The following is a 24880-nucleotide window of genomic DNA, read 5'->3' as shown; positions in this document are numbered from 1 at the left end:
GTCCGCTTCCCGGACGATCTTCGAAAAGGACGGGCACCAAACAAGGGTGGAGGAGACAATGAGGAAACTGCTTCTGGCCGGCATCGCCGTTGCGATGATGGCGACGCCGGCATTCGCCGCGAACTACCGCTTCGTCATCGTGCCCAAGGCGATGAACAATCCGTTCTTCGATTTCGCGCGCGACGGCTGCCTGAAGCGCGCCAAGGAGCTCGGCAATATCGAGTGCATCTACAAGGGACCGGTCGAGCACGAGCCGGCGACGCAGGCGCAGATCATCCAGGACTTCGTCACCCAGAAGGTCGACGGCCTCGCCATCTCGGTCGCCGACGTCGCGGCCATGACCAAGTCGATCGAGGCGGCGACCGCCGCCGGCATCCCCGTCATCACCTTCGATGCCGATGCGCCCGGCTCCAAGCGCATCGCCTATATCGGCACCAACAACAAGGAGTTCGGCGTCGCGCTCGGCAAGGAGCTCGTGAAGATGCGACCGGACGGCGGCAAGTACGCCATGGTCTCGGGCGGCCCCGGCGCGAAAAACCTCGCCGAGCGTGTCGACGGCGTTCGCGAGGCGCTGAAAGGCTCGAAATGGACCGAGGTCGCGGGTTCCCCGACCTTCTGCAACGACGATCCCGCGCTGGCGGTGCAGCAGATGACGGACATGCGCACCGCAACGCCCGATCTCGCCGCCATCGTTCCCATCGGCGGCTGGCCGATGTTCGCTCCCGAGGGCTTCAAGGCGTTCGCGAGCCGGAACAAGAAGGACATCGATTCCGGCAAGTTCACGCTGGTCGTCGCCGATACGCTGAAGATGCAGCTCGAACTGCTGCGCGACGGCTATGCCAATGCGCTGGTCGGCCAGCGTCCGTTCGAGATGGGCGAGAAGGCGATGGACACGCTGCTCGCCATCAAGAAGGGCGAGAAGGTTCCGGAGATCGTCTACACCGGCCTCGATCTCGTGACCAAGGACAACGTCGCGCAAATGTTGAAGTAGGAGCGTCCGCCAGCCCCGCGCTCCTGCGTGCCTCCCCCGCTTGCGATTTCCGCAAGCGGGGGAGATGATCTGGATTGTTGGAATGAAGACTGGCGGAAGACAATGGGAATGAAACATTCGCGGCTGGGCCCGCTCGACGTCACCTCACTCGGGCTCGGTTCCGCGCCGCTCGGCGGATTGTTTAGCCCCGTCAGCGACGCCGATGCGGAAGCGACGATTGCGCGCGCCTGGTCGGCCGGGGTGCGCTTCTTCGACACCGCTCCGCTCTACGGCTTTGGCCTCGCCGAGCGGAGGCTAGGGGCCTTCCTGCGGCAGCAGCAGCGCAACTCCTACGCCATCTCGACCAAGGTCGGTCGCCTGCTGCGCGCGCCGGACGGCAGCGCCGCCGAGGACGAGCACTACAAGGGCACGTCGCGCGAGCGGCCGGTATTCGATTTCAGTTATGACGGCGTGATGCGGTCGGTGGAGGAAAGCCTTGGCCGCCTCGGGCTCGACCGCGTCGACGTCCTCCTGGTGCACGATCCCGACGATCACTATGACGAGGCCGTTAGCGGAGCTTTCCGCGCGCTGCAGCGGCTGCGCGCTGACGGCACGGTGAAGGCGATCGGTGCGGGCATGAACCAGTCGGAGATGTTGACGCGTTTCGCCGAGGCCGTGCCGGTCGACTGCTTCCTGGTCGCCGGGCGCTACACGCTGCTCGACCAGGGCGCGCTGGATGCGCTGTTTCCAGTCTGCACCGCGAAGCGCATCGGCATCCTGCTCGGCGGTATCTACAACAGCGGCATTTTGGCCAATCCGCATACCGCCGCGAAGTTCAATTATCAGGACGCCGATGCCTCGCTGGTGGCGCGGGCGCTGGAGCTCGATGCGCTCTGCCGCAAGCACGGCACCGAGCTGAAGGCGGCCGCGCTGCAGTTCTGCATGGCGCATCCGGCGGTCACCGTCGCCGTGATGGGCGCGCGCAATGCCGCCGAGGTCGCCGACAACATCGCGATGTCCGAGAAAACGGTGCCGCTAGCCTTCTGGCGGGAGCTGCGCGCGCGAAACCTCGTGGATGCCCGCGCGCCGCTGCCGGGCGCTGCATAAGCCATGATCATCGACGCACATCAGCATTTCTGGAATCCGGCACGTGCCGACTATCCCTGGATGGCGGCGGACGAGCTTACGCCGATCCGCCGCGCGTTCGGTCCTGCTGATCTCGCGCCGCTGCTGCAGGCGAACGGCATCGATGCCACCATCGTGGTGCAATGCCGCTCAGCACTGGAGGAGACCGAGGAATTCCTGCGCATCGCGCATGAAACACCGTCGGTGATCGGCGTCGTCGGCTGGGCCAACCTGACGGACGGCGCGCTGGGCGACACGCTGCAGCGGCTGCGCGGCTTGCCGGGCGGGGACAAGCTCGTCGGCATCCGCCACCAGGTGCATGACGAGGCCGATCCCGATTGGCTGTTGCGCGAGGATGTCCAGCGCGGGCTCACGGCGGTGTTCGCGCATGATCTCACCTATGATCTCCTCGTCCGCAGCCGCGAGCTGCCCGCCGCGATCGCAACCGCGCAGGCCTTCCCGCAAGCGCGCTTCGTGCTCGACCACGCGGCCAAGCCGCCGATCGCTGATGGCGGTAGCTCCGAGTGGTTCGACCGCATGAGGGCGTTCGGGGCCTGCGGCAATGTCTGGTGCAAGATCTCGGGCCTCGCGACAGAAGCGGTCTGGAATGACTGGGATGCGGAGCGCTTGTTTCCATTCGTCGCGCACGCCGCGAGCTGTTTCGGCGAGGGCAGGCTGATTTTCGGCTCGGACTGGCCGGTGTGCCTGCTTGCGGGCAGCTACGGCGAGATCAAGGGCGCGTTGGAGGCCTGCCTGGTGAAGCTTGGCCCGGAGGTGCGGGACAAGGCTTTTGGCGTGAACGCCGCGCAGGCGTATCAATTGGCGATCGCGCGTTAGCTGTGCTCACCTTATTTATTAGAGAGTGGGCAATCGCATTTGAACATTCAGCCGAGGCCGTCATGGCCGGGATGAGCCCGGCCATGACGGGTGAGTGCTATTCCGACATCGGCTTGTCGGAAATATCCCAATCCTTGCCGGTGAAGGAGGAGATGAACAGCGTCTTCATCGGCGTGTAGTCCTCGGCCGTGTAGTCGTAGGTGACGCCGTCGAGGAAGTAGGGCGAGTGGAAGCCCTTGAGGTTGGACGCCTGCTTCAGCACGTTGGCGCGGGTAAGGTCGTCGCCGCAGCGGCGCAGGATCTCGCCCATGGTGACGGCCTGGCCGTAGCCGGCGAAGGCGATGGTGTTGTCGGGATCGATCGCCGGCGTGTATTTCTTGCGCAGTTCCTCGAACGCCATCACGTCGGGATCCTTCTCCCATTTCGGCAGGCCGACCTCCTTGTTGTAGCGGATGGCGACGATGCCGGTGGCGTTCTCGAGGCCCGCGGCATTGAGGATCGAGCGGCCGGTCGAGCCGGCGGACAGCAGCTGCAGCGGCTTCCAGCCGAGCTCGGCGACTTTCCGGATCGACTGCGACGACGCCTTGCCGGTGGAGATGTTGTAGAAGACGTCGGCGCCGGACTTCGAGAGATTGATGAGCTGGGAATCGACGGTCGGATCGGTCAGATCGTAGGTCTGCTCCATGATGACCTGCGCGGTGCCGCCGGCATCGGCCAGCACCTTCTTGAACGGACCGAGGAAGTCGCGGCCGAAATCGTCGTTCTGGTAGAGAATGCCGACCTTTGCGTTCGGCTTCACGGCGACGACGTGCCGCGCCAGGATGCGCGCCTCGGTCGGATAGAGCGGCAAGCCCGCCATCGTCCATTTGAACTCTTTCGGATTGTTCCACTTCGACGCGCCGGTGTTGAGCAGCAGCTGCGGTACGCCCTTGGAGTTCAAATATTTGTGCACGGAGGTCTGCGGCGCGGTGCCGAGCGAGCCGTAGAGCGCGAGCACCTCTTCCTGCTCGACCAGGCGCCGCGTCGCCTCGACGCATTTCGGCGCGCTGTAGGCATCGTCCATGGTCAGGAACTTGACCTTGCGCCCGTTGATGCCGCCCTTCTCGTTCAGCATCTGGAAATAGGCCTCGCCGATGCGCCCGAGCACGCCGTAGAGCGAGCCGGGGCCGGAATGCGGCACGGTCTGGCCGATCTTGATCTCGGTGTCGCTGGCGCCCGCGTCGTATTTCTTCTCCGCGGCCCAGACATAAGGCGCGGGCAAGGTGGACGCGGCGATGGTGGCGAGCGCGGCGGCGCTGAAATCGCGCCGCGATGGATTTTTCGTCATTATTGTTTTCTCCCTGGTGCGCGCATTGTGCTGGGAACGCAGCATGGCTCGCAAGTGGGAAGTCGCAGCTTTGCGACGCAATGACGCTTAAATCGCCGGGCTTAGCGCCTAGACTCAAGTTTTCTCGGCGACGACGACAAGGCCGCGCACCGGCTCGTTGTTCTCGATGCGCGGCGAGGCCGGCTCCAGCGTCAGCAGCTTCAGGCCAGCCCTGGTGATGGCGGCGCGCACATATTCCGCCGAGTGGGCATAACGCAGGCCTTCGCCGAGCACGATGCCGCTGCCGTCATGCGTCTCCAGCGTGAAGGCGAGCACGCCGCCCGAGACGAGTACGCGCCTGGCTTCGGTCAGCACCGGTGCGAGATCGGAGAGATAGACGAAGGCATCCGCGGCGACGATGAGGTTCGCGCATCCGTCATTCTTGGTGCGCAGTCCCTCGATCATGTCGGCGACTTCGAGCTCGGCGTAGAGGCCCGTGGCGCGCGCCTCCTTGATCATGCCGGGCGACAGATCGATGCCGATGAAATGGTCGACCTGTTTGGCAAAGGCGGCGGCCGCGAGGCCGGTGCCGCAGCCGAGATCGATGGTGCGCTTGAAGAAGGCCGGCTTCTTGGCGGCGACGCGCGCCGCCAGCACCGCCTTGAAGATGATGCTGGGGGCGCGGTAGCCGAGATCGTTGATCAGCGCGTGCTCGAAGCGCGGCGCGTATTGGTCGAACAGTGCCTGCACATAGGCTTTGGGCATCTCCGCCATCTCGGCGTCGCCGAGCCGCATCAGGTGCAGGCCGGCGCCGTGCTGGTCCCCCGGGTCGCACCTCCGCGCTTCGCGAAACGCCGCGATGGCCTTGTCACGCTCACCGAGCTGCTGGCGGATCTCGCCGAGCGTGAACCAGGCCGAGGTGAAGTTCGGCGCGAGCTCGATCGCCTGCTCGATCAGGTCGGCGGCCGCGGGCAGATCGCCCTTGAGCTGGAGGTCGCGCGCGAACTCGAAGCGGCGGTCGGCCATGAGATCGCCGGAGGTCAGGAACAGGCGGAGCGGCATTAGGAACCAGGGCAGGCGGTGATGAGTAGAAGATGTGTCGTGGCAACCTATATAGCAGGCATGCGTCCCCAAGACATCCTGTTGCCAGCTGCTGCCGGCCTGTGCTGCAAGCCCGGCGGCTTCCATATCGACCCTGTCCGCCCTGTCGAGCGGGCCGTGATCACCCACGGCCATTCCGACCATGCCCGCGCCGGCCATGGCGCGGTGCTGGCGACGCAGGAAACGCTGGACATGATGCGGCTGCGCTATGGCGAGAATTTCGCCGGATCGACGCAGGCCATCCGCTATGGCGAGGAGATCCGGCTCGGCGACGTCAAAGTGAAGTTTCACCCGGCCGGCCATGTGCTGGGCTCGGCGCAGATCGCCGTCACCTGCAAGGAGACCTGCATCGTCGCCTCCGGCGATTACAAGGACGCGCCTGATCCGACTTGCACGCCGTTCGAGCTGGTGCCGTGCGACGTCTTCATCACCGAAGCGACGTTCGGCCTGCCGGTGTTCCGGCATGGCGATGCGGCGGACGAGGTGAAGAAGCTGCTCGCTTCCGTCGCGCTGTTTCCGGAGCGTGCGCATCTGGTCGGCGCCTACTCTCTCGGCAAGGCGCAGCGCGTCATCAAGCTGCTGCGCCAAGCGGGCTATGACGCGCCGATCTATCTGCATGGCGCCATGGAGACGATCACGCATTACTACCAGAGCCGCGGCATCGATCTCGGCGAGCTCAGGCCGGCGAAGGGCGTCAAGAAGGCCGCGCTGGCCGGCACCATCACGCTGGCGCCGCCCTCGGCGACATCAGACCTCTGGACGCGGCGCTTTCCCGATCCCGTCACCGCGTTCGCCTCGGGCTGGATGCGGGTACGCGCCCGGGCGCGGCAGCGCGGCATCGAGCTGCCGCTGGTGATCTCCGACCATGCCGATTGGGATGGCCTCACCGCCACAATCGGTGCCACCGGCGCCGGCGAAATCTGGGTCACCCACGGCCAGGAAGATGCGCTGGTGCATTGGTGCCGCAGCAAGGGCCTCAAAGCGCAGCCGCTCGATCTCGTCGGCTATGGCGACGAGGAGGAGAGCGAGGCGCCGGCCGCAGGCGAGGCCGACGCATGAATCGCTTCGCCGAACTGCTCGACCGTCTCGCCTACGAGCCCGGCCGCAATAACAAGCTGCGGCTGCTCACCGGCTATTTCCGCGAGGTCGGCGACCCCGACCGCGGTTACGCGCTGGCCGCGCTGACCGGCGCGCTCAGCTTCAAGCACGCGAAACCGGCGCTGATCCGCGACCTCATAGCGTCGCGGACGGATGAGGTGCTGTTCGGGTTGAGTTACGATTATGTCGGTGATCTCTCGGAGACGGTGGCGTTGATGTGGCCGAAGGCCGAGCTTGCCGCGCACAACAATCCACCGCCGCCAACCCTCACCGAAGTCGTCACCACGCTGCGCACGCTCGGCAAGACCGAGTTGCCGAAGCAGCTCGAGCGCTGGCTCGACGAGCTCGATGAGACCGGGCGCTGGGCGCTGTTGAAGCTCGTCACCGGCGCGCTTCGCATCGGCATCTCCGCGCGCCTCGCCAAGACCGCGGCGGCCGCGCTCGGCGACAAGGATCCGCATGAGGTCGAGCTGATCTGGCCCGGCCTCGCACCACCCTATCTCGATCTGTTCGCCTGGTTGGAAGGCCGCGGCGACAAACCGGTCAACCGCGATCCCGCGCCGTTCCGGCCGGTGATGCTGGCGCATGCGATCGAGGACAGCGATTTCGCCGCGCTCGATCCCGCTGACTACATCGCCGAATGGAAATGGGACGGCATCCGCGTGCAGGCGGTTGCGGGGCGCGACGAGCATGGCCACATCACCGCGCGGCTCTATTCGCGCACTGGCGAGGACATCACGGGCAGCTTTCCCGATCTCGTGCCGTCGCTGCGGCTGCCGGGTGCGATCGACGGCGAGCTATTGATCCTGCGCGAGGGCCGCGTGCAGAGTTTCAACGTCCTGCAGCAGCGGCTCAACCGCAAGGTTGTCTCGCCCAAGCTAATCAAGGAATTTCCGATCCATCTGCGCGCCTACGATCTGCTCGGCGACGACGAGAACGATCTGCGCGAGCTGCCGTTCGCTGAGCGGCGCGAGCGGCTGGAGGCCTTCATCACAAAACTCGACGATCCCCGCATCGATCTGTCGCCGACCGTTCCCTTCGCAAGCTGGGAAGCATTGACCGCCGCGCGCGCCGATCCCGCGAGTGCCGGCGCCGGTGAGGACGCGGATGCCGTCGAAGGCGTAATGCTGAAGCGGCGCGATGCGCCCTACCTGCCGGGCCGTCCGAAGGGCCAATGGTGGAAGTGGAAGCGCGATCCTCACATCATCGACGCCGTGCTGATGTATGCGCAGCGCGGTCATGGCAAGCGCTCGTCCTATTATTCCGACTACACCTTCGGCGTCTGGACGGCAGGCGAGGGCGGTGACGAACTGGTGCCGGTCGGCAAGGCCTATTTCGGCTTCACCGACGAGGAGCTGCTGCAGATCGACCGCTTCGTTCGCCGCAACACCACGGAGAAATTCGGTCCCGTCCGCCATGTCGTGCACGAGGGCGACAAGGGGCTGGTGCTGGAGGTCGCGTTCGAAGGCCTGCAGCGCTCGCCGCGCCATAAATCCGGCGTTGCCATGCGCTTCCCCCGCATCAGCCGCCTGCGCTGGGACAAGCCGCCGAAGGAGGCGGACCGGCTGGAGACGCTGGAGCGGATGCTGAAGGCGGAGGCGGCGGAGATTGAGGTGTGAGGCGCGTGATGAGCCGGCTCGACTGTCGCCAAGGCGGAGGTGCGCTCCCTCTCCCGCTTGCGGGAGAGGCTAAAGAGCCCGCGGCGAGCAGCGTATCACCATCGAATTCGCCCGCTCGCCCGAATTAAACTCCCGTAACCCGATTGACGCGCCCTTGCGGGTTCCCCATCTGCCTCGCCGTGCCCTATAATGGGGTCGAATCCGCTTGAGGAGTTTGCGATGGTCCAAGACGTCAGAGATTTGCCGGCCGGCCGCAGCGATGGCCTGAACCGCTTTCTCGGCGGCTCGCCGCTGGCCGTCGCGTTCCGCCTGGTCCTGCTCTCGATCCTGGTCGGCGTCGTGCTCGCCGCGATCGGATTCGATCCTTGGAACATCATTTATAGCATCCGCCTCTTGTTCCAGCGGCTGTGGGATCTCGGCTTCGACACCATCAACTGGCTGTGGCGCTACTTCCTGCTTGGCGCGGTCATCGTGATCCCGATCTGGCTGCTCTCGCGCGTGTTCGGCGCGCCGCGCAGCCGGTAAGGAATTGGGAGTCCGCAGCCGATGCAACTCCGTTTCGTCGGCTGCGGCGACGCCTTCGGCTCCGGCGGCAGGCTCAATACCTGCTTCCATATATCGGGGCGCGAGGCCAACTTCCTGATCGATTGCGGCGCGTCGGCTCTGCCGGCGCTGAAGCGGCTCGAGATTGATCGCGCCGACATCGACCTCATTCTCATCACGCATTTCCACGGCGACCATTTTGCCGGGCTGCCGTTCCTGCTGCTCGACGCCCAATTCTCCCGGCGGACGAGGCCCCTGACGATCGCGGGCCCGCAAGGCATCGAGCGGCGGCTGCGTGACGTCATGGAGGCGCTGTTCGAGCACTCATCGAAGACAAAACAGCGCTTCGAGCTCGATGTCGTCGAGCTCGCGCCCGGGCAAAGCCGGACATTCGGCACCGTGACGGTGACGCCGTACCCCGTGGTGCACGGCGAGTCCGGCGGCCCCTTCCTCGCCTACCGCGTCGAGGCCGAGGGCCGCACGCTCGCCTACAGCGCCGACACCGAATGGACGGAGACGCTCATTCCGCTGGCGCATGGCGCGGACCTTTTCATCGCCGAAGCCTATATGTACGAGAAGGTGGTCAAGAACCATCTCAGCCTGAAGACCCTGGAACAGCATCTGCCCGCCATCGGCGCAAAACGCCTCGTCCTCACCCATATGAGCGACGACATGCTCTCGCGCCTGGACGATATTGCGCATCTCGCCGCCGAAGACGGCATGGTCCTCGTATTCTGAGATGCACGCGCCCGTTCCCCCCAAAATCGGCTCCCGCCAGGTGTTCGCCATCGCCGGTCCTGCGATGGTGGCGAACCTCACCACGCCGCTGATCGGCATTGTCTCGACCACGGCGATCGGACGGCTCGACGATGCCGCGCTGCTTGGCGGCGTTGCGATCGCGTCGGTGATCTTCGACTGCCTGTTCTGGCTGTTCGGCTTCCTGCGCATGAGCACGCTCGCCTTCACCGCGCAATCGCTGGGCGCGGGCGACACGCGCGAGCCCGCCGCGATCCTGGCGCGCGGCTTCATCGTCGCCGGCCTGATCGGCGGCGCGCTGATCGTGCTGCATTGGCCGCTGGCCGCGGTGCTGCTCGACCTCATGGGCGGCAGCGAGGGGGTGACGCGGGCCGCACAGACCTACTTCAAGATCCGGATCTGGTCGTCGCCGTTCGCGCTCGCCAATTACGTCATCCTCGGCTGGCTGATCGGCCAGGCCCGCGCCAACTCGGCCTTGCTGCTTCAGGTCGTCATCAACCTCGTCAACATGGCGGCGACGATCCTGCTGGTGCTGGTCTACGATGCCGGCATCGCCGGTGCCGCGATCGCCGCGCTGGTGTCGGAAGCGATCGGGTTCGTGCTCGGCGTGCTCGTCTGCCGCCATTATGCCGCGGGCGGCTTCGCCGTGCCCACCGCGACCCTGCTCGACCGCGACAAGCTGTTGCGGATGCTGGCGGTGAACTCCGACATCATGATCCGCACCGGTGCGCTGATCACCGTGTTCTTGTTCTTCACCGCCAAGGGCGCGCAGGCCGGCGACGTCACGCTGGCGGCCAATTCCGTGCTCAACAATTTCCTGTTCATCAGCGCCTTCTTCCTGGACGGCCTGGCCAATGCCGCCCAGCAGCTCTGCGGCCGCACCCTCGGCGCACGCGATGCAAAAGGTTTTGCCGCCTCGACCCGGCTGGTGCTGCTCTGGGGGCTCGGCTTCGCCATCGTCGTCGCGGTGCTGTTCGCGCTGTTCGGGCCGGCTCTGATCGATGTCATGACCGCGAGCGAAGACGTGCGCCGGGCCGCGCGCGAATTCCTGCCCTTCGTCGTGCTCGCGCCGATCCCCGGCGTGTTCGCCTTCGGCTTCGACGGCATCTATATCGGTGCGACCTGGGCGCGCGAGATGCGCAATTTGATGCTGGCTTCGCTCGCGATCTTCCTCGCCACCTGGTGGGCGCTGCAATCGTTCGGCAATGCCGGCCTGTGGTGGGCGCTGATGGCCTCCTACCTCTCGCGCGGCGGCTTGCAGGCCGCGCGCTATCCGGCGCAGTTCCGGGCGACGTTCGCGAAATCGTAGCTTGGGTGTCCCGGAGGCGTTGCAGGTGAAACGCTGCTGCGCAGAGCCGGGGCACGAGAGTGGCTTACATCCCCGGCCAGTCTTCCGCCGTCAGCGTCGCGGCATCCGCGCCGACGATCTCGGACAGCGAATCCCGCCCGGTGCGGAGCAGCGTCGAGGTGAGGTCGCGCTTGATCTCGTCGACGAGGCCGAGGCCCTTGTAGACCAGCGACGAATAGAGCTGGATTAGGCTCGCGCCCGCGCGGATCTTGGTCAGCGCGGCGCCGCCCGAATCCACGCCGCCGACGCCGATCAGCGGGAAGGCGCCCTCGACTCGCACATAGGTCTCCGCGACCATCCGCGTCGACAGGCGGAACAGCGGCCGGCCGGACAGGCCGCCTTGCTCCTTGGCGCGCATCTGCTCCCGCAGCGTACTCGGCCGCGCGATCGTCGTGTTCGACACGATCATACCGTCGACCCGGCGCGAGCGCGCGACCTGCACGACGTCGTCGAGCTGGGCGAGGCTGAGATCCGGTGCGATCTTGAGCAGCACCGGCGTGTCGCCGGCCTTCTGCCTGACCCGCTCGCGCGCGTCGATCACGCGCGCGAGGAGATCGTCGAGCAGCGCGCCTTCCTGAAGGTTGCGCAGGCCCGGCGTGTTCGGCGAGGACACGTTGACAGTGAAGTAGCTCGCGACCGGCGCGAAGGTCTCGATCAGCGTGACGTAATCGGCGACGCGATCGGGCGAATCCTTGTTGGCGCCGACATTGACGCCGACGATGCCGCCGTGCTGTGCGCGCGCGGCCAGGCGGCGCAGCGCGGCGTCCGCGCCGTCATTGTTGAAGCCCATGCGGTTGATGATGGCCTCGTCGCGCTCCAGCCGGAACAGCCGCGGCCGCGGATTGCCGGCTTGCGGCTTCGGCGTCACGGAGCCGATCTCGACAAAGCCGAAGCCGAGCCGAAGCAGCGCGTCCGGCACCTCCGCGCTCTTGTCGAAGCCGGCGGCCATGCCGATCGGGTTGGGGAAGTTGAGCCCGAAGGCGCGCATCGCGAGCTTGGGATCGTCCGCGCGCGGCTTGATCGGCGGCAGGAAGCGCAGGCCCTGGATCGCGAGCCGGTGCGCGTCTTCCGGATCGAGCCAGCGCAGCACCGGCAGGGAAAAGGCGTCGAAAGCGCGGATCACGGGGTAAGCTCCGGAACGTCGTGGCCGCCGTCGGAGCGGATGTTGAGGTTCATCACCGCGATGACGGCGCCGAGATCGAGTTCGCCATAGAGATGCGGAAACAGCTCCTCATTGCGCGATCGCTCCCAGCGCAGTTCGCTGCCGAGCGCGTCGCCGTCGACCTCGACCAGGAACAGCGCGCGCTGCCCGAAATAGTGCTTGCGCAGGGTCTCGGGAACCTGGGCGGCGGTCGAGAAATGGATGAAGCCGTCGCGCGTATCGTCCGCGCTGCCGAGGTAGACACCCTGCCGCTCCGCCTCACGCCAGGCCGAGGCCGGACAGATTTTGTAGATCTTGACCACCGCTTGCGCAGCCCTGTTTGCTCTTTGAGTCTTTTGGGTTTTTTCGTCTATTGCGGGTCCTCAAAAACCCCGGCGCGACCGTAAAGGCCGCCCCTGCCGAACTCAAGACCTCAGGCCATGTCCGTTCCGAGGAAATCGGAACGGGGCTGCAGATTCTTGTTTTGGCGCGTTTTCTCGTCGCGAGCCGGTACCGGGCTCGCTTGCCTCTTGCGCGAAAAACGGAAAACCGGTTGATTTGAGGACAGTTTTCCTGAGTTGCGACGGGCTGGACCTTCCATGGTCAGACAGGCCAAAGCGCAGAGGATGCTGACTCACGACCAGATCTGGGTCGCGCTGGATCGGCTGGCGGCCCGCGCCGGTCTGTCGCCGTCCGGCCTTGCCAAGCGCGCCGGGCTCGATCCCACCACCTTCAACAGGTCCAAGCGCGTCACCTCTGACGGCCGCGAGCGCTGGCCCTCGACCGAGTCGATCGCAAAAGCGTTGGCGGCGACCGACTCCTCGATCGACAGCTTCGCCCGGCTGATCGACGATGATGCAGGCGACGGCCGCTCGGTCCCGATGCTCGGCTTCGCGCAGGCCAGCACGAGCGGCGCCTTCGACGAATCCGGCCTTCCCGCGGGAAAGGGCTGGACCGAAACCGCGCTTCCCACCACAGAGAACAGCGACACGTTTGCGCTGGAGATTTCCGGCGATGCGTTCGCCCCCGTTTACCGCGACGGCGACATCGTCCTGGTGTCGCCGGGCGCGCCGATCCGCAAGGGCGATCGCGTGGTGGTGAGAAGCAAGGCGGGTGAGGTGACCATCGCAACGCTGAGGCGCCGTACCGCGAAGGCCCTGGAACTGCAGTCGCTCGATGCGTCACCGGCCGGACGCACGATGGCCGTCGGGGAGGTGGCGTGGATCGCGCGGATCGTGTGGACGAGCCAGTGAGGGTGCTCGTCGTCAGCGCAAGCTCGGCACGAGCCAGCGAAACAACGCCACGGCCGCTACAGCGCCCAGCATTTCCGCGATGAGGAAGCCGGGGACGTCGATCGGACGAATTCCGGAGAAAGTGTTGGTGAATGCGCGCGCCAGAGCGACTGCTGGATTGGCAAAATCCGTCGCAGTGAACCAGAAGCCGGCTCCAATATAGGCGGCGACCGCGCCCGCAAGAGCGGTGGGCCGCACGCGCGAGCAGGTCCACACCATTCCGATCAGGCCAAACGTGATCAGGAATTCGCTCAGCCATTGCGAATGACTGCTGCGCAGATGGGATGACAGCGCGTAGAGCGGCATGTCGAAAATCGCGTCAGCGATGGCGACGCCGGCGATGGCGCCGGCCAACTGGGCTGGCACATATAATCCCGCGACGCGCGGCGCGATGTCGCCGCGAAATGCCAGTACCAGCGAGATCAGTGGATTGAAATGAGCGCCCGACAACGGCGCGAGCCAGACGATCAGGGCGTAGAGCGCTGCCCCCGTCGAGAGCGCATTTGCGAGCAAGGCCAGAGCGATATTGCCTGCGGCCAGCCTCTCGCCAAGGATACCGGAGCCCACGATCGCGATGAGGAGGTAGGCGGTGCCGAGTCCCTCTGCCACCAGTGACCGCGCGAGGGAAGGTCTGTCATTGCGACCACCGGCATGACGCAACTCGCTCACTGCATCCACGAAGCGCCTCACAGCACTTCGAAGATCTTGTAGGCGACCGCGCCCTCGACGAGATAGCCCTTGCCGACACAGACGATGTCGTTGAGCCAGGCGTAGCTCTGCGAGCCGGTTTCGAACAGCGGATTGGTGCGGAAGTAATATCCGGCGGGATCGACCTTGGTGCGCCGCGCGGGATCCGCCATCTCGGCGCGCAGAGCCTGCGGCGTCACCCAGCGGCCGCCATACGTCATGTAGATCAGCTCGCCATCATGCGTCCGCAGCGACAGGCGGACATCGAGCGTCATGGTGCCATCGGCGCGAAACAAGGCCCAGTCGCCGCCGCCCTGCAGAACCTCGCCGCGCAGGCGCGGGCCTTCGAACGATCCCTTGGCTGCACGGAACAGCACGCGCTGCCCGACGGGACCGGCACCGAAATTGAGGCGGGGATCGAGATCGACGACGATGTCCAGGAGATGCCGGGTCTCGAGATCGCCGACGGATTTGAGGCGGGGATCGGCCATGGTCTGGCACTCCTTGATTGTCTCGGATGGACGTCTTGAATGGAATGTGCCGGCTAAGCGGCCTGCGTCGCATCGCCGAACAGCTTGCGCCTGACCGTGTCGGTCGAGAGGCCGGATTGGGCGCACAGTTCGGAGAGATCGAAGACGAAGCGTTCATGCGCGATTTTGTCGTCGCGAAAGGCGAAGGCGATGAACACGGGCAGCTCGGCGCGGCGTCCGTTGGGCTCGCCCCCGAAGCGGTCGCCCGTCATAGTCATCCGGGCGGTGCCCCAGCAGATCAGCGTATCGGCGGAATTGGCGTGGCCGTCGAGCGTGACGTGATAGTCGGGGAAGGACTTGAAGAAGCGCGTCAGGATGCGCTCGTTTTCGGCGAGACCTTGCACCCTGGTGCCGAAGGCCGGCGTCTCCAGCAGCATGTCCGGATGCAGCACCTCCAGCGCCGCAGGAACGTCCTGCCGGCTTTTCGCAATCGCCAGCCGTTCCGCCAGCTCGAACATCCGCCTGCCGTCCATGGGGCCGCCTCACAACATTCTATATGTCTAATACATACATCGTGTATGTTATATGCGGTTTGATACCGACGCGTCAAGCATTAGGTTGCGCGCGATGCGGGCGAAGGATCCTCCAAAGAGCCGTCGGGAAGAGTACAGCGAGGCCACCAGGCAGGCGCTGCTCGATGCCGGACGCGAAGCGTTCGCCGCCAATGGATTTCAGGCGGCGGGCATGGAGGCGATCTCGCGGGCGGCGCGGGTCACGCGCGGTGCGTTCTACCATCACTTCGAGGACAAGAAGGCGCTGTTCGACGCCGTGGTGGTTGCCATGCAGCGCGAGGCGGCCGCCAGGATCGAGGCCGCGGCAAGGGGCGAGCGCAAGATCTGGGACCGTCTCAGCGCCGGCATCGACGCCTATCTCGACGCCTGCGAAGAGCCGGCCTATGCGCGCATCGTCATCCAGGAAGCGCAGGCCGTGCTCGGCGAACCGCGCTATCGCGAGATCGAGGAGACCTATCCGACTGCGCTCCTGATCGCGACGCTGCGGGCGCTGAAGCGCGATGGCGAATTGAATGCGGAGGATGTCGATCTGCTCAGCCGGATGATCGACGCGATGATCTGCAAGATCGGGCTATTGCTCCCCTACGCGGAAGATTCCAGGAAGCTGCGCAGAAACGGACAGAAGATCGTGGCGGCGGTATTGGAGACCTTCCGCAACAAGACGTGAGCCTTCCTGATCCCTCCGATCGCCATTGCGACTCACCGACCCTCTCGCATAGGTTGCGGCCGATATTGCCGGCCCAGCTTTATCTTAGGGGAATACGATGAATCGCCGTCATGCCTTGAAGGCCCTCGCGGGTCTCGCGCTCTGTCCGCTGTGCAAGCCGGCCTTTGCCGCCGAAGGCGCGCATTGGAGCTATGAGGGCGTCGGCGGCCCGGCCAAATGGGGCGATCTCGACGCGGCCAACAAGGCCTGCGCGGTCGGCCTGCAGCAATCGCCGATCGACATCGAGGGGACGATCAAGTCGCAATTGCCGGTTCTGAAACTGAATTGGGGCAAGAGCGCCGACACCATCGTCAACAACGGCCACACGATCCAGCTCAATTTCGCCGAGGGCAGCACGTTGATGCTCGGCGACGTCAAGTACAAGCTGCTTCAGGTGCACTTCCACCGGCCGAGCGAGCACATGATCGGCGGCAAGAATTTTCCGATGGAGGCGCATTTCGTCCATCGCAACGAGGCCGGCGGGCTCGCCGTGGTCGGCGTGCTGATGGCCGAGGGCAGGCCGAACGCGACCTTCGGCAAGATCGTCAAGACCATGCCGGCGGCGGAAGGCCCGGCGGTGAAGGCCGATGCCAGCATCGATCCGCACGCCATGCTGCCGCAAAAGCTCAGCTATTTCCGCTATCCCGGCTCGCTGACGACGCCGCCGTGCTCGGAGGTGGTCGAATGGCTGCTGCTGACCACCCCGATCCAGGTGTCGGCCACCGACGTCGCCGCATTCGCAAAGCTCTATCCGATGAATGCGCGCCCGGTGCAGAAGGACAACAGGCGCTACGTGCTGAGGTCGATCTGAGCGGGAGTCCGTAGCCCGGATGGAGCGAAGCGCAATCCGGGACGGCTCGTGCTCTGGTGAGAACCCCGGATTTCGCTTCGCTCCATCCGGGCTACACCTGCCTCACGCGCTCCTTGCCAGCGCCCCGTCGATCATGTTGACCGCGTTCTGCACGCCGTACACCGCGACGAAGGAGCCGAAGCGCGGGCCCTTCTCCTGGCCGAGCAGCACCTGGTAGAGCATGTTGAACCAGTCCAGCGTGACGCCGGGGCGGCCGTCCTTGCCCTTCTTGACCTGGTCGAGGAACGGCTCGCGGCGGCCGATCTCGTAGACGACGTTCTGGATGTCCTCGGCCGAGGCGTCGGGCGCAAGCTGCGACAGCGCATCGCGCAGATCCTGCAGCGCCGCGCGCTCGGTGTCGGTGGGCACGCGGAACGTCTTCGTCGGCGCAACGAAATCGCGATAATAGTTGATGGCATAGCCGACCATCGCATCCAGCTTCGGATGCGTCTGCGGGCTGACGCCCGGGCGGTAGCGGCCGATGAAACCCCACAGCGTCTCGGCATTCTCCGCGTTCGACGACGACACCAGCGTCAACAGCAGCTGGAAGGTGACGGGCATGTCGCTCGTCGGCGGCTTGCCGTTGTGGATGTGCCAGACCGGATTGCCGAGCTGTTGCTTGCCGTCCTGCTTGGCAAAGCCGTCGCTGAACTGCTGATAGTCGTCGACGTTGCGCGGGATGACGTCGAAATACAGCCGCTTGGCCGCCTTGGGCTCGCGGTACATGAACAGCGACAGCGATTCCGGCGAGGCATAGCGCAGCCATTCGTCGATGGTCAGGCCGTTGCCCTTCGACTTCGAGATCTTCTGGCCCTTCTCGTCGAGGAAGAGCTCGTAATTGAAGCCTTCGGGCGGCGTGGCGCCGAGCGCCCGCGCGATGGCGCCGGAGAGCTTCACGGAATCGATCAGGTCCTTGCCGGCCATCTCATAGTCGACGCCGAGCGCGACCCAGCGCATCGCCCAATCGGCCTTCCACTGACACTTGACGTTGCCGCCCGTCACCGGCGTCTCGACTTCCTGGTTGGTGTCGGGGTCGACATAGGTCACCGTGCCGGCCGCGACGTCGCGGCGGATCATCGGCACCTGCAGCACGACACCACTGGTCTTGCTGATCGGCAGGAACGGCGAATAGGTGGCGCGACGGTCGGGGCCGAGCGTCGGCAGGATGATGTCCATCACCTTGTCGTAGGCGGCGAGCATCTTGAGCAGCGTCGCGTCGAAGCGGCCCGACGTGTAATAGTCGGTCGAGCTCGCGAATTCGTAGTCGAAGCCGAAATGATCCAGAAACGCGCGCAGGCGCGCGTTATTGTGCGCGCCAAACGACGGATGTTCGTTGGAGAACGGATCCGGCACCCGTGTCAGCGGCTTGCCGATGTGCGCGGCCAGCATCTCCTTGTTGGGGACGTTGTCGGGCACCTTGCGGAAGCCGTCCATGTCGTCGGAGAAGGCCAGCAGGCGCGTCTTGATCTTGTCCTCGGTCAGCACGCGGAAGGCGTGCCGCACCATCGAGGTGCGCGCGACCTCGCCGAACGTGCCGATATGCGGCAGGCCCGACGGTCCGTAGCCGGTCTCGAACAGCACCTCGTCCTTCGGGCTCTTCTTCAACCGCGCGACGATGGCCTTGGCCTGCTCGAACGGCCAGGCGTTGGATTGTTCGGCGAGCGCACGCAAATCGCTCGGGCTCATGCTGGGATCGATAACGGACATCAAGAAGGGCCTCCGGGCCGCGGAAAATAGCGATTTCCGGGCAGAATGCAAAAGAACGGTTGTTGTCATTCCGGGTCTGGTCCTTCGGACCATCCTGGAGCGACAGTTCAACAATCTCGGGATTCCGGGTTCGCGCTTCGCGCGCCCCGGAATGACGATTGATGGTCAGAACGGGCTCACCGAAAAATACCGCAGCCACAGGTCGGTGTAGCGGCCTTTTTCCCAGACGCGGAACAGCGCCCAGTTCAGGGCCTGGCGCAGCACGTCGTTGCCCTTGCGCACGGCGATGCCGATGCCTTCGCCGAAGAAGCGGCTCTCGACGAAGGGGCCGCCGGAGAAGGCGCAGCAATCGCCGGAATCGGTGCCGTTGATCCAGAACGCGAGCGAGATGGCGTCGCCGAAGATGAAATCGACCTCGCCCTTGCGCAAAGCTGCGCGCATCGCATCGTCACTGGGATAGGGATGCAACTCGGCATCGGTGAACATGGCCTTGAGATAGGCTTCGTGCGCCGAGCCGGCGATGACGCCGACCTTCTTGCCCTCGAGATATTCGGGGCGGATCTCCGGCATCACCGCGTCCTTGCGCGAGGCGAAGCGCGCCGGCACGCGGTAATAGGGATCGGTGAAATCGACGCGGGCGCGCAGCTGCGGGCTCACCGCCATCGAGGCGATGATGGCATCGCCCCGGTTGGAGGAGAGCGCGTCGACCAGCGTCTCGAAGCGGCGCATCTGCACGGTGCAGGTGACCTTGATCTCCTCGCACAGGCTGCGGGCGAGATCGACGTTGAAGCCGGCCGGGTTGCCGTCGGCGCCGGTGTAGTTGAATGGCGGATAGTCAGTCTCGGTCAGGAAGCGGATCACGGTCAGGCGCGACAGGTCGGGCCGCTCGGGGCGCCGCCGCGGGTCCCAGAACCCGGGCACGGCCTGTGGGGCCGCCTGGCGCGCGACCTGCGGCGTGGCCTGGGGGGCCGCCGGGGCTTGCTTGGCGGGAGCCTGGGCGTTCGCGACGGGCGGGCCTGCGAGCAGGCACGCGGCCACGACGAGCCCGGTCAGCAAGCCACGGGCAGATTTGGACGATTTCGCCTGTTGCGATGGAGCCATCGGCCGGAAATGAACGAATTTCGTAGGGATCGGAGGGCCTTATAGACCATCCCGGCGGGAAGGCGAGCCGAAATGCGGGATAGGTGAAGGTCGTCCGCCGTCATGCCCGGGCATCCACGAACTTTCCGACCGCCCCGAGAACGTGGATGGCCGGGACGAGCCCGGCCATGACGACGTGGAATGCCTCGCTCGGCCCTCAGAGATACTTCTTCAAATCCGCCGCCGCCTCTTCCGGCGTCCGCTTCAGATTGAACGGGGAGACGAAGCGGCCGTCGCGGTCCATCAGGTAGATCAGCGCGGTGTGATCCATGGTGTAGTCGCCGTCCTTGGTCGGGACCTTCTTGGCGTAGACCCGGTAGGAGGTGACGACCTTGGCGGTCTCGGCGGGATCGCCGGACAGGCCTTCGAGGTGCGGATCGAAGCTCGACAGATATTCCTTCATGGTCGCCGGCGTATCGCGCTCGGGATCGACCGAGATGAAGACGGCGTTGACCCTGTCGGCATCCTTGCCCAGCGCGCGCAGCACTTCCGAGATCTCGAACAGCGAGGTCGGGCAGACGTCGGGGCAATGGGTGTAGCCGAAGAAGATCAAGGTCGGCTTGCCCTTCAGGTTCTTGTCGGTGACGGCCTTGCCGTTCTGGTCGGTGAGCTGGAACGGGCCGCCGATCGCGGCCGGCTGCGCCACCTTGCTGACCCCGCCCATGGCCCAGAACATGATCAGCAGCCCGACGACGAGGCTTGCGGCGAAGGCGGTCGCGATCACCAGCGGACGGGTGGCGGAGCTCATGAGCGGAAAACTTCCTGTCGCGGATCAGAAGCAGGCGGCGAAACCGGTCCTGATCATTTCGAAGAACATCTGCGTGCCGTAGTGGAACCACAGCGCCAGGGCGCCGAGCACGAGCAATCCGGAGGTCGCCGCGCCCGCCCACAGCAGCACGGAAGGCGTCCGGCCGGCAGTGGGCGAATTGTCCTGTAGCGGATGCGTCGGGTGCACTGGTTGAGCCATGACAACGATCGGGGGGGCGAAGGCCCCGGTTCCAAGCTCTCAGATAAGCTTTGGCCCGCCAGCGGGCAAGCCACGGGCGGGCCGGAACGGTTTCGTCAGGCTGAGAGGGTCAGTGCAGGAGCTGGCCCCGGGCAGATTCGATCTGGTCCGTTTGCGGGAGAGGACGCCGCGCCGGCTTGATGGTCGAGGCCTGCGCGTCCAGGTAGCAGGGCTTGTACATGGCCTGGAGCTGCCTGCCCTTCAGGAAGAGCATGTGCGGGGTGAGGCCGCCGCGCTGGCTGATCCAGCGCTTCACCTGCGAGGGGTACATCGCATAGAGCATCTGGGTCGCCTCGGCATTGGTGACGGCCCGGCCATTGCTGCCGAAATCCCAGGCTGCGTGGAAGCCGAGCGTCGCGCTCGAGGTCACGCAGATGCGGTCATGCGGGATGGCGCCAAGGACGATGGTGCAGGCGGATGCACAGAGGCCGTCGATGATGACGGTCTCGCCTGATTGCCTGAGGTCCTGGTACTTGTCGACGTAGGTTCCAATCCGCCCACCGCGGTCATCCGCGATCCGAACCACCGCGTGAGAAGCCCCCATGCCAGCGATCAGCAGAACCGCCGCAAGCAACCCCGTCAGAAACTTCATTGGCCCCCGCCCCAGTCGAATTCGAATCTGCGTGTCAGGTGGTGATGCACGGCTAGCGTCCGTCGTAACCGAGGTTTTGTCTAGGCAGGCCGGCTGGCTCAAAACAAATTCAAATCCAGTGTTGCGTCCGCGCTGCACTCGAAGGGTCTCTATCCCAAAGTGGAACAAGTTAACGATGTCTTGCGCGCCACGCCCTTGATCTCAGTTACAACCGCTGGCTTCAATCCGGGCGATTACAGGGGGGAACTCATGGGGACGAACTTGGAGGGGGACATGCATGGCTGAGGAAACGGACGTCATCGTCGTCGGCGCGGGACTGTCGGGCCTCGTGGCCGCCACCGAGATTGCCGACGCCGGCAAGCGCGTGATCGTGGTCGACCAGGAAGGCGAGCAGTCGATCGGCGGCCAGGCATTCTGGTCGTTCGGCGGATTATTCCTGGTCGATTCGCCGGAGCAGCGCCGGCTCGGCATCAAGGATTCCTTCGACCTCGCCATGCAGGACTGGATCGGCGCCGCCGGCTTCGACCGCGACGAGGATTTCTGGCCGCGGCAATGGGCCGAGGCCTATGTCGCCTTCGCGGCCGGTGAGAAGCGCGCCTGGCTGCGGGCAATGGGCCATCGCATCTTTCCCGTGGTCGGCTGGGCCGAGCGCGGTGGCTATGACGCGATGGGCCACGGCAATTCGGTGCCGCGCTTTCACGTCACCTGGGGCACCGGGCCCGGCATCGTCGAGCCGTTCGAGCGCCGCGCGCGCGAGGCGATGAAGAGCGGCCGGCTGAGCTTCAGGTTCCGCCACCGCGTCGACGCGCTCTCGATCACTGACGGCACGATGGATGGCGTCAGCGGCGCCGTGCTCGCCCCTGATAACGTCGAGCGCGGCAAGAGCTCGTCGCGCAACGTGGTCGGCGAGTTCGCGCTGAAGGCGCAGGCCGTGATCGTGGCGTCCGGCGGCATCGGCGGCAATCACGAGCTGGTCCGGCAGAACTGGCCCAAGCGGCTCGGAGATCCCCCGAAATTCATGATCTCCGGCGTGCCCGAGCATGTCGACGGACGCATGATCGGCATCACGGAGACAGCGGGTGCGCGGCTGATCAACCGCGACCGGATGTGGCATTATGTCGAGGGCATCCAGAACTGGAATCCCATCTGGCCGCGCCACGGCATCCGCATCCTGCCCGGCCCCTCCTCGATGTGGTTCGACGCGACGGGCACGCGGCTGCCGGCACCGCTGTTCCCCGGCTCCGATACGCTCGGCCAGCTCAAATACATCATGTCGACCGGCTATGATTATTCCTGGTTCATCCTGACCCAGAGCATCATCAAGAAGGAGTTTGCGCTGTCGGGCTCCGAGCAGAACCCCGATTTGACCGGCAAGAGCTGGCGCATGACGATCAAGCGCGCCACCAACAAGGGTGCGCCGGCGCCGGTGGAGGCGTTCAAAAGCCATGGTGTCGACTTCATCGTGCGCGACAAGATCGAGGACCTCGTTGCGGAGATGAACAAGCTTGCCGGCCGCGACCTCCTCAAGCTCGAGCATATCAGGATGCAGATCGAGGCGCGCGACCGCGAGATCGCCAACCCCTACGTCAAGGATGCGCAGGTGATGAACATCCACAATGCGCGCCGCTATATCGGCGACAAGTTGATCCGCACCGCCTCACCCCACCGGATCCTGGATCCCGCGCAGGGGCCGCTGATCGCGGTCAAGCTCAACATCCTCACCCGCAAGACGCTCGGCGGCTTCGAGACCGATCTCGACTCGCGCGTGTTCGGCGGCGAGGGCAGCGTCATTCCCGGCCTCTATGCGGTCGGCGAGGCCGCCGGCTTCGGCGGCGGCGGCGTGCATGGTTATCGCTCGCTCGAAGGTACCTTCCTCGGCGGCTGTCTGTTCTCGGGCCGCAATGCGGGCCGCGCGGCGGCAAAGGCGGTCGGGTAGGTCATGCGGCATTGGATGCTGCGCATCGGCGCGCTGGTTGCGGCATTGGCCGCCGCATCGCCGGCAGCGGCCGAGACGATCGACGTTAACGGTGCGAAGCGTTCCTACACCGCGCAGCTGCCGGCCAGGAAGCCCGCACCGCTCGTCATCGTGCTGCATGGCAAGACCCAGCGCGGCGCCGACATGATCTCGCGGACGGCTTGGCCGCAGGTCGCAAAGCGCGAGGGCCTGGCCGTGGTCTTTCCCGACGGCCTCAACCATGCATGGGCGGATGCACGAACCAAGGCGGGGCCCGCGCTTAGCGGGCCGCCTCCGGGCACCGACGACGTCGCCTTCATCGCAAAGCTCGTCGAGAAGCTGGTGGCTGACGGGACGGCCGATGCAAAGCGCGTCTTCGTCGCGGGCATCTCCAATGGCGGCGCCATGGCGATGACGCTGGCTTGCGCCCGCGCTGATCTGTTCGCGGCCGGCGCCAGCGCGATCATGAACCTCACCGACGAGGCCGCCGTCACCTGCCATCCGTCACGGCCGCTGCCGATGCTGCTCATGAACGGCACGGCCGATCCGCTGGTGCCTTACGAGGGCGGACGCGGATCGAGCTATTATGCCGCAGACGGATTCTGGTCGACCGAGGAGACATTGGCGTTCTGGCGCAAGCTCAATGGCTGCGAGACGGGGGACGCGGCGGCGGCCGATCTGCCTGACAAGACTCCTGCGGATCAATCCACGGTCACCCGGATCACCTCGCGCTGTCCTGCAGGCCACGACGTCGTGCTCTACCGCGTCAATCGTGGCGGCCATCGCATGCCCGGGTCTTCTTTGGATGCCCGCTTCCCCAGGGTCGCGACGAAGATGCTCGGGCCGCAGAACAGCGACATCGACGGCGCCGAGACGATCTGGGCTTTTTTCAGTCAGTTTCCGTAAGTGCCGCATGTGCGGCGGTGACGCATGCACCGCAGATAACGCATGCGTGCCGGGGGTGGCACCGCGAAGGGCTCTGGGCTAGACAGGGCCGCCATTCCAGTGAGGAGATCCGCAAATGAGCATCGAGCGTTTCGAAACCGGCCCGCGCATGAGCCAGGTCGTCGTGCACGGCAACACCGTCTATCTCGCCGGTGTCGTCGCCAACAAGGCCGCCGGCGAAAGCGTGACGAAACAGACCCAGGACATCCTGGCGACCATCGACGGCCATCTCGCCAAGGCCGGCACCGACAAGTCGAAGCTGCTCTCGGCCACGATCTACATCACCGATATGAAGACCTTCGGCGAGATGAACGCGGTGTGGGACGCCTGGGTCTCGCCCGGCAACACCCCCGCGCGCGCCACCGTCGAAGCCAAGCTGGCGGCGCCGCAATACACCGTCGAGATCATGGTGGTTGCCGCGAAGTAGTCTTCACGAGCAATTCGCATGCGATGGGGAGCGCGATGACGAGATCATCGCGCTCCTTTTTTGCGCAAAGATGACCCGCGAGGTAATCGATCCGCGCGCGCGAACCTTCGATAGTCAGGGACAGCCGATCACGGCCCCATCGAAGGAGAGCACCATGACCGACCCCGTCACCATCGCCCGCCGCTACATCGAGCTCTGGAACGAGCGCACGGCCGGCCGACGCCGCGAGCTGCTCAGCGAGAACTGGACCAATGATGCGAGCTATGTCGATCCCCTGATGAAGGGCGACGGCCGCGACGGCATCGAGGCGCTGATATCAGGCGTGCAGCAGCGCTTTCCCGATTTCAAGTTCAAGCTGATCGGCGAGCCCAACGGCTACGGCGACCACATCCGCTTTTCCTGGGGACTTGGTCCCGACGGCACCGACAGCCCGATCAAGGGCACGGATTTCGCCGTGCTGAAGGACGGCCGGATCAGGAGCGTGACCGGATTTCTCGATCAGGTGCCGGCCGGGGCGTGAGGCTGCTGGCCCTCCCTTGTACGGGGAGGAACACATTCCGGCTTTCACAAGAGGACGTCATGCCCGGGCAAAAGCGCGAAGCGCGTCTCGCGCTAGATGTCCCGGGCATCCACGTTCTCGGTGCGCCGTCAGCAGGCGTGGATGGCCGGGTCAAGCCCGGCCATGACG

The 24880-nt window shown here is 65.4% G+C and carries 27 protein-coding genes; 15 read left to right on the top strand and 12 right to left on the bottom strand.

What is annotated here, in order from left to right; translation table 11 throughout:
* Window positions 1-58: 58 nt before the first annotated feature.
* The 3 genes from ML401_RS33505 (at window position 59) to ML401_RS33495 (ending at window position 2932) form a co-directional block, all read left to right on the top strand.
* Window positions 59-991: a sugar-binding protein gene (locus ML401_RS33505; RefSeq protein ID WP_211415570.1), complete on the top strand. Its 933-nt coding sequence runs from the start codon at window positions 59-61 to the stop codon at window positions 989-991.
* Window positions 992-1099: 108 nt separating this feature from the next.
* Window positions 1100-2077, top strand: coding sequence for an aldo/keto reductase (locus ML401_RS33500; RefSeq protein ID WP_259217947.1), 978 nt, complete (start codon window positions 1100-1102; stop codon window positions 2075-2077).
* A 3-nt stretch (window positions 2078-2080) separates the two neighbouring features.
* The gene (locus tag ML401_RS33495) at window positions 2081-2932 is read left to right on the top strand and encodes an amidohydrolase (protein ID WP_285808438.1); all 852 of its coding nucleotides are present in this window, start codon (window positions 2081-2083) and stop codon (window positions 2930-2932) included.
* Between the two features lie 97 nt (window positions 2933-3029).
* Here the strand turns inward: ML401_RS33495 and ML401_RS33490 are convergent, their stop codons facing one another.
* Both ML401_RS33490 and ML401_RS33485 read right to left on the bottom strand, forming a co-directional pair.
* Window positions 3030-4259 (bottom strand): ABC transporter substrate-binding protein, encoded by a 1230-nt coding sequence (locus ML401_RS33490; protein ID WP_285808437.1) that lies wholly within the window; start codon window positions 4257-4259, stop codon window positions 3030-3032.
* A 114-nt stretch (window positions 4260-4373) separates the two neighbouring features.
* Window positions 4374-5300: a class I SAM-dependent methyltransferase gene (locus tag ML401_RS33485; protein WP_211415574.1), complete on the bottom strand. Its 927-nt coding sequence runs from the start codon at window positions 5298-5300 to the stop codon at window positions 4374-4376.
* A 60-nt stretch (window positions 5301-5360) separates the two neighbouring features.
* Between ML401_RS33485 and ML401_RS33480 the strand changes: the two genes are divergently transcribed.
* From ML401_RS33480 to ML401_RS33460, 5 genes are all read left to right on the top strand, one after another.
* Window positions 5361-6398 (top strand): ligase-associated DNA damage response exonuclease, encoded by a 1038-nt coding sequence (locus tag ML401_RS33480; RefSeq protein ID WP_211416578.1) that lies wholly within the window; start codon window positions 5361-5363, stop codon window positions 6396-6398.
* A complete protein-coding gene (locus ML401_RS33475) occupies window positions 6395-8056 on the top strand; it encodes an ATP-dependent DNA ligase (RefSeq protein WP_285808436.1) in 1662 nt (553 codons plus the stop codon). The genes ML401_RS33480 and ML401_RS33475 overlap by 4 nt, the downstream gene beginning before the upstream one ends.
* A gap of 219 nt (window positions 8057-8275) precedes the next feature.
* Window positions 8276-8581 carry a DUF6460 domain-containing protein gene (locus ML401_RS33470; RefSeq protein ID WP_194404819.1) on the top strand — a complete coding sequence of 102 codons (306 nt, stop codon included), beginning with the start codon at window positions 8276-8278 and terminating at the stop codon, window positions 8579-8581.
* Between the two features lie 21 nt (window positions 8582-8602).
* Window positions 8603-9337, top strand: coding sequence for an MBL fold metallo-hydrolase (locus ML401_RS33465; protein WP_212065097.1), 735 nt, complete (start codon window positions 8603-8605; stop codon window positions 9335-9337).
* Between the two features lies 1 nt (window position 9338).
* On the top strand, window positions 9339-10664 hold the full coding sequence (locus tag ML401_RS33460; protein ID WP_285808435.1) for an MATE family efflux transporter: 1326 nt from the start codon (window positions 9339-9341) through the stop codon (window positions 10662-10664).
* A gap of 64 nt (window positions 10665-10728) precedes the next feature.
* On the opposite strand, the gene ML401_RS33455 is transcribed toward ML401_RS33460, so the two are convergent.
* On the bottom strand, window positions 10729-11826 hold the full coding sequence (locus ML401_RS33455; RefSeq protein ID WP_211415578.1) for a quinone-dependent dihydroorotate dehydrogenase: 1098 nt from the start codon (window positions 11824-11826) through the stop codon (window positions 10729-10731).
* Window positions 11823-12167, bottom strand: coding sequence for a DUF952 domain-containing protein (locus tag ML401_RS33450; RefSeq protein ID WP_194404815.1), 345 nt, complete (start codon window positions 12165-12167; stop codon window positions 11823-11825). The genes ML401_RS33455 and ML401_RS33450 overlap by 4 nt, the downstream gene beginning before the upstream one ends.
* 276 nt (window positions 12168-12443) lie before the next feature.
* On the opposite strand from ML401_RS33450, the gene ML401_RS33445 reads away from it, so the two are divergent.
* Entirely contained in the window at window positions 12444-13097 is a 654-nt protein-coding gene (locus tag ML401_RS33445; RefSeq protein WP_285808433.1) for a helix-turn-helix transcriptional regulator, read from the top strand.
* 12 nt (window positions 13098-13109) lie between these two features.
* On the opposite strand, the gene ML401_RS33440 is transcribed toward ML401_RS33445, so the two are convergent.
* From ML401_RS33440 to ML401_RS33430, 3 genes are read right to left on the bottom strand one after another with little or no spacing between them, the layout of a single operon-like run.
* Window positions 13110-13814 (bottom strand): aquaporin, encoded by a 705-nt coding sequence (locus ML401_RS33440; RefSeq protein ID WP_376717328.1) that lies wholly within the window; start codon window positions 13812-13814, stop codon window positions 13110-13112.
* Window positions 13815-13822: 8 nt separating this feature from the next.
* Window positions 13823-14314 (bottom strand): DUF3237 domain-containing protein, encoded by a 492-nt coding sequence (locus tag ML401_RS33435; RefSeq protein WP_194404813.1) that lies wholly within the window; start codon window positions 14312-14314, stop codon window positions 13823-13825.
* 53 nt (window positions 14315-14367) lie between these two features.
* Window positions 14368-14826: an ester cyclase gene (locus ML401_RS33430; RefSeq protein ID WP_259217936.1), complete on the bottom strand. Its 459-nt coding sequence runs from the start codon at window positions 14824-14826 to the stop codon at window positions 14368-14370.
* Between the two features lie 94 nt (window positions 14827-14920).
* Here ML401_RS33430 and ML401_RS33425 point away from each other — a divergent pair, with 94 nt between their 5' ends.
* Both ML401_RS33425 and ML401_RS33420 read left to right on the top strand, forming a co-directional pair.
* A complete protein-coding gene (locus tag ML401_RS33425; RefSeq protein ID WP_285808430.1) occupies window positions 14921-15532 on the top strand; it encodes a TetR/AcrR family transcriptional regulator in 612 nt (203 codons plus the stop codon).
* A gap of 97 nt (window positions 15533-15629) precedes the next feature.
* Window positions 15630-16382, top strand: coding sequence for a carbonic anhydrase (locus ML401_RS33420; RefSeq protein ID WP_285808428.1), 753 nt, complete (start codon window positions 15630-15632; stop codon window positions 16380-16382).
* A 102-nt stretch (window positions 16383-16484) separates the two neighbouring features.
* Here ML401_RS33420 and ML401_RS33415 read toward each other — a convergent pair whose 3' ends face one another.
* The 5 genes from ML401_RS33415 to ML401_RS33395 all read right to left on the bottom strand — a co-directional run bounded on the left by ML401_RS33415 (window position 16485) and on the right by ML401_RS33395 (window position 20866).
* Window positions 16485-18128 (bottom strand): lysine--tRNA ligase, encoded by a 1644-nt coding sequence (locus ML401_RS33415; protein WP_285808427.1) that lies wholly within the window; start codon window positions 18126-18128, stop codon window positions 16485-16487.
* Between the two features lie 165 nt (window positions 18129-18293).
* Window positions 18294-19229 carry a transporter substrate-binding domain-containing protein gene (locus ML401_RS33410; RefSeq protein ID WP_285808425.1) on the bottom strand — a complete coding sequence of 312 codons (936 nt, stop codon included), beginning with the start codon at window positions 19227-19229 and terminating at the stop codon, window positions 18294-18296.
* A 196-nt stretch (window positions 19230-19425) separates the two neighbouring features.
* On the bottom strand, window positions 19426-20016 hold the full coding sequence (locus tag ML401_RS33405; protein WP_211415583.1) for an SCO family protein: 591 nt from the start codon (window positions 20014-20016) through the stop codon (window positions 19426-19428).
* Between the two features lie 24 nt (window positions 20017-20040).
* The gene (locus ML401_RS33400) at window positions 20041-20235 is read right to left on the bottom strand and encodes a hypothetical protein (protein ID WP_212065106.1); all 195 of its coding nucleotides are present in this window, start codon (window positions 20233-20235) and stop codon (window positions 20041-20043) included.
* A gap of 109 nt (window positions 20236-20344) precedes the next feature.
* Entirely contained in the window at window positions 20345-20866 is a 522-nt protein-coding gene (locus tag ML401_RS33395) for a hypothetical protein (protein ID WP_194404805.1), read from the bottom strand.
* Window positions 20867-21143: 277 nt separating this feature from the next.
* Between ML401_RS33395 and ML401_RS33390 the strand changes: the two genes are divergently transcribed.
* The 4 genes from ML401_RS33390 (at window position 21144) to ML401_RS33375 (ending at window position 24712) form a co-directional block, all read left to right on the top strand.
* A complete protein-coding gene (locus ML401_RS33390; protein ID WP_285808421.1) occupies window positions 21144-22802 on the top strand; it encodes an FAD-binding dehydrogenase in 1659 nt (552 codons plus the stop codon).
* Between the two features lie 3 nt (window positions 22803-22805).
* Entirely contained in the window at window positions 22806-23726 is a 921-nt protein-coding gene (locus ML401_RS33385; RefSeq protein ID WP_285808420.1) for a PHB depolymerase family esterase, read from the top strand.
* 115 nt (window positions 23727-23841) lie between these two features.
* Window positions 23842-24192, top strand: a complete 351-nt coding sequence (locus tag ML401_RS33380; protein ID WP_194404802.1) for a RidA family protein — start codon at window positions 23842-23844, stop codon at window positions 24190-24192.
* 154 nt (window positions 24193-24346) lie between these two features.
* Window positions 24347-24712: a nuclear transport factor 2 family protein gene (locus ML401_RS33375; RefSeq protein WP_194404801.1), complete on the top strand. Its 366-nt coding sequence runs from the start codon at window positions 24347-24349 to the stop codon at window positions 24710-24712.
* Window positions 24713-24880: the final 168 nt, after the last annotated feature.

The sequence above is a fragment of the Bradyrhizobium sp. 62B genome (genome assembly GCF_030272265.2).
Taxonomy (GTDB): domain Bacteria; phylum Pseudomonadota; class Alphaproteobacteria; order Rhizobiales; family Xanthobacteraceae; genus Bradyrhizobium.
Note: the sequence above shows the minus strand (reverse complement) of the source record. Positions and strands in the feature narration are given on the sequence as shown.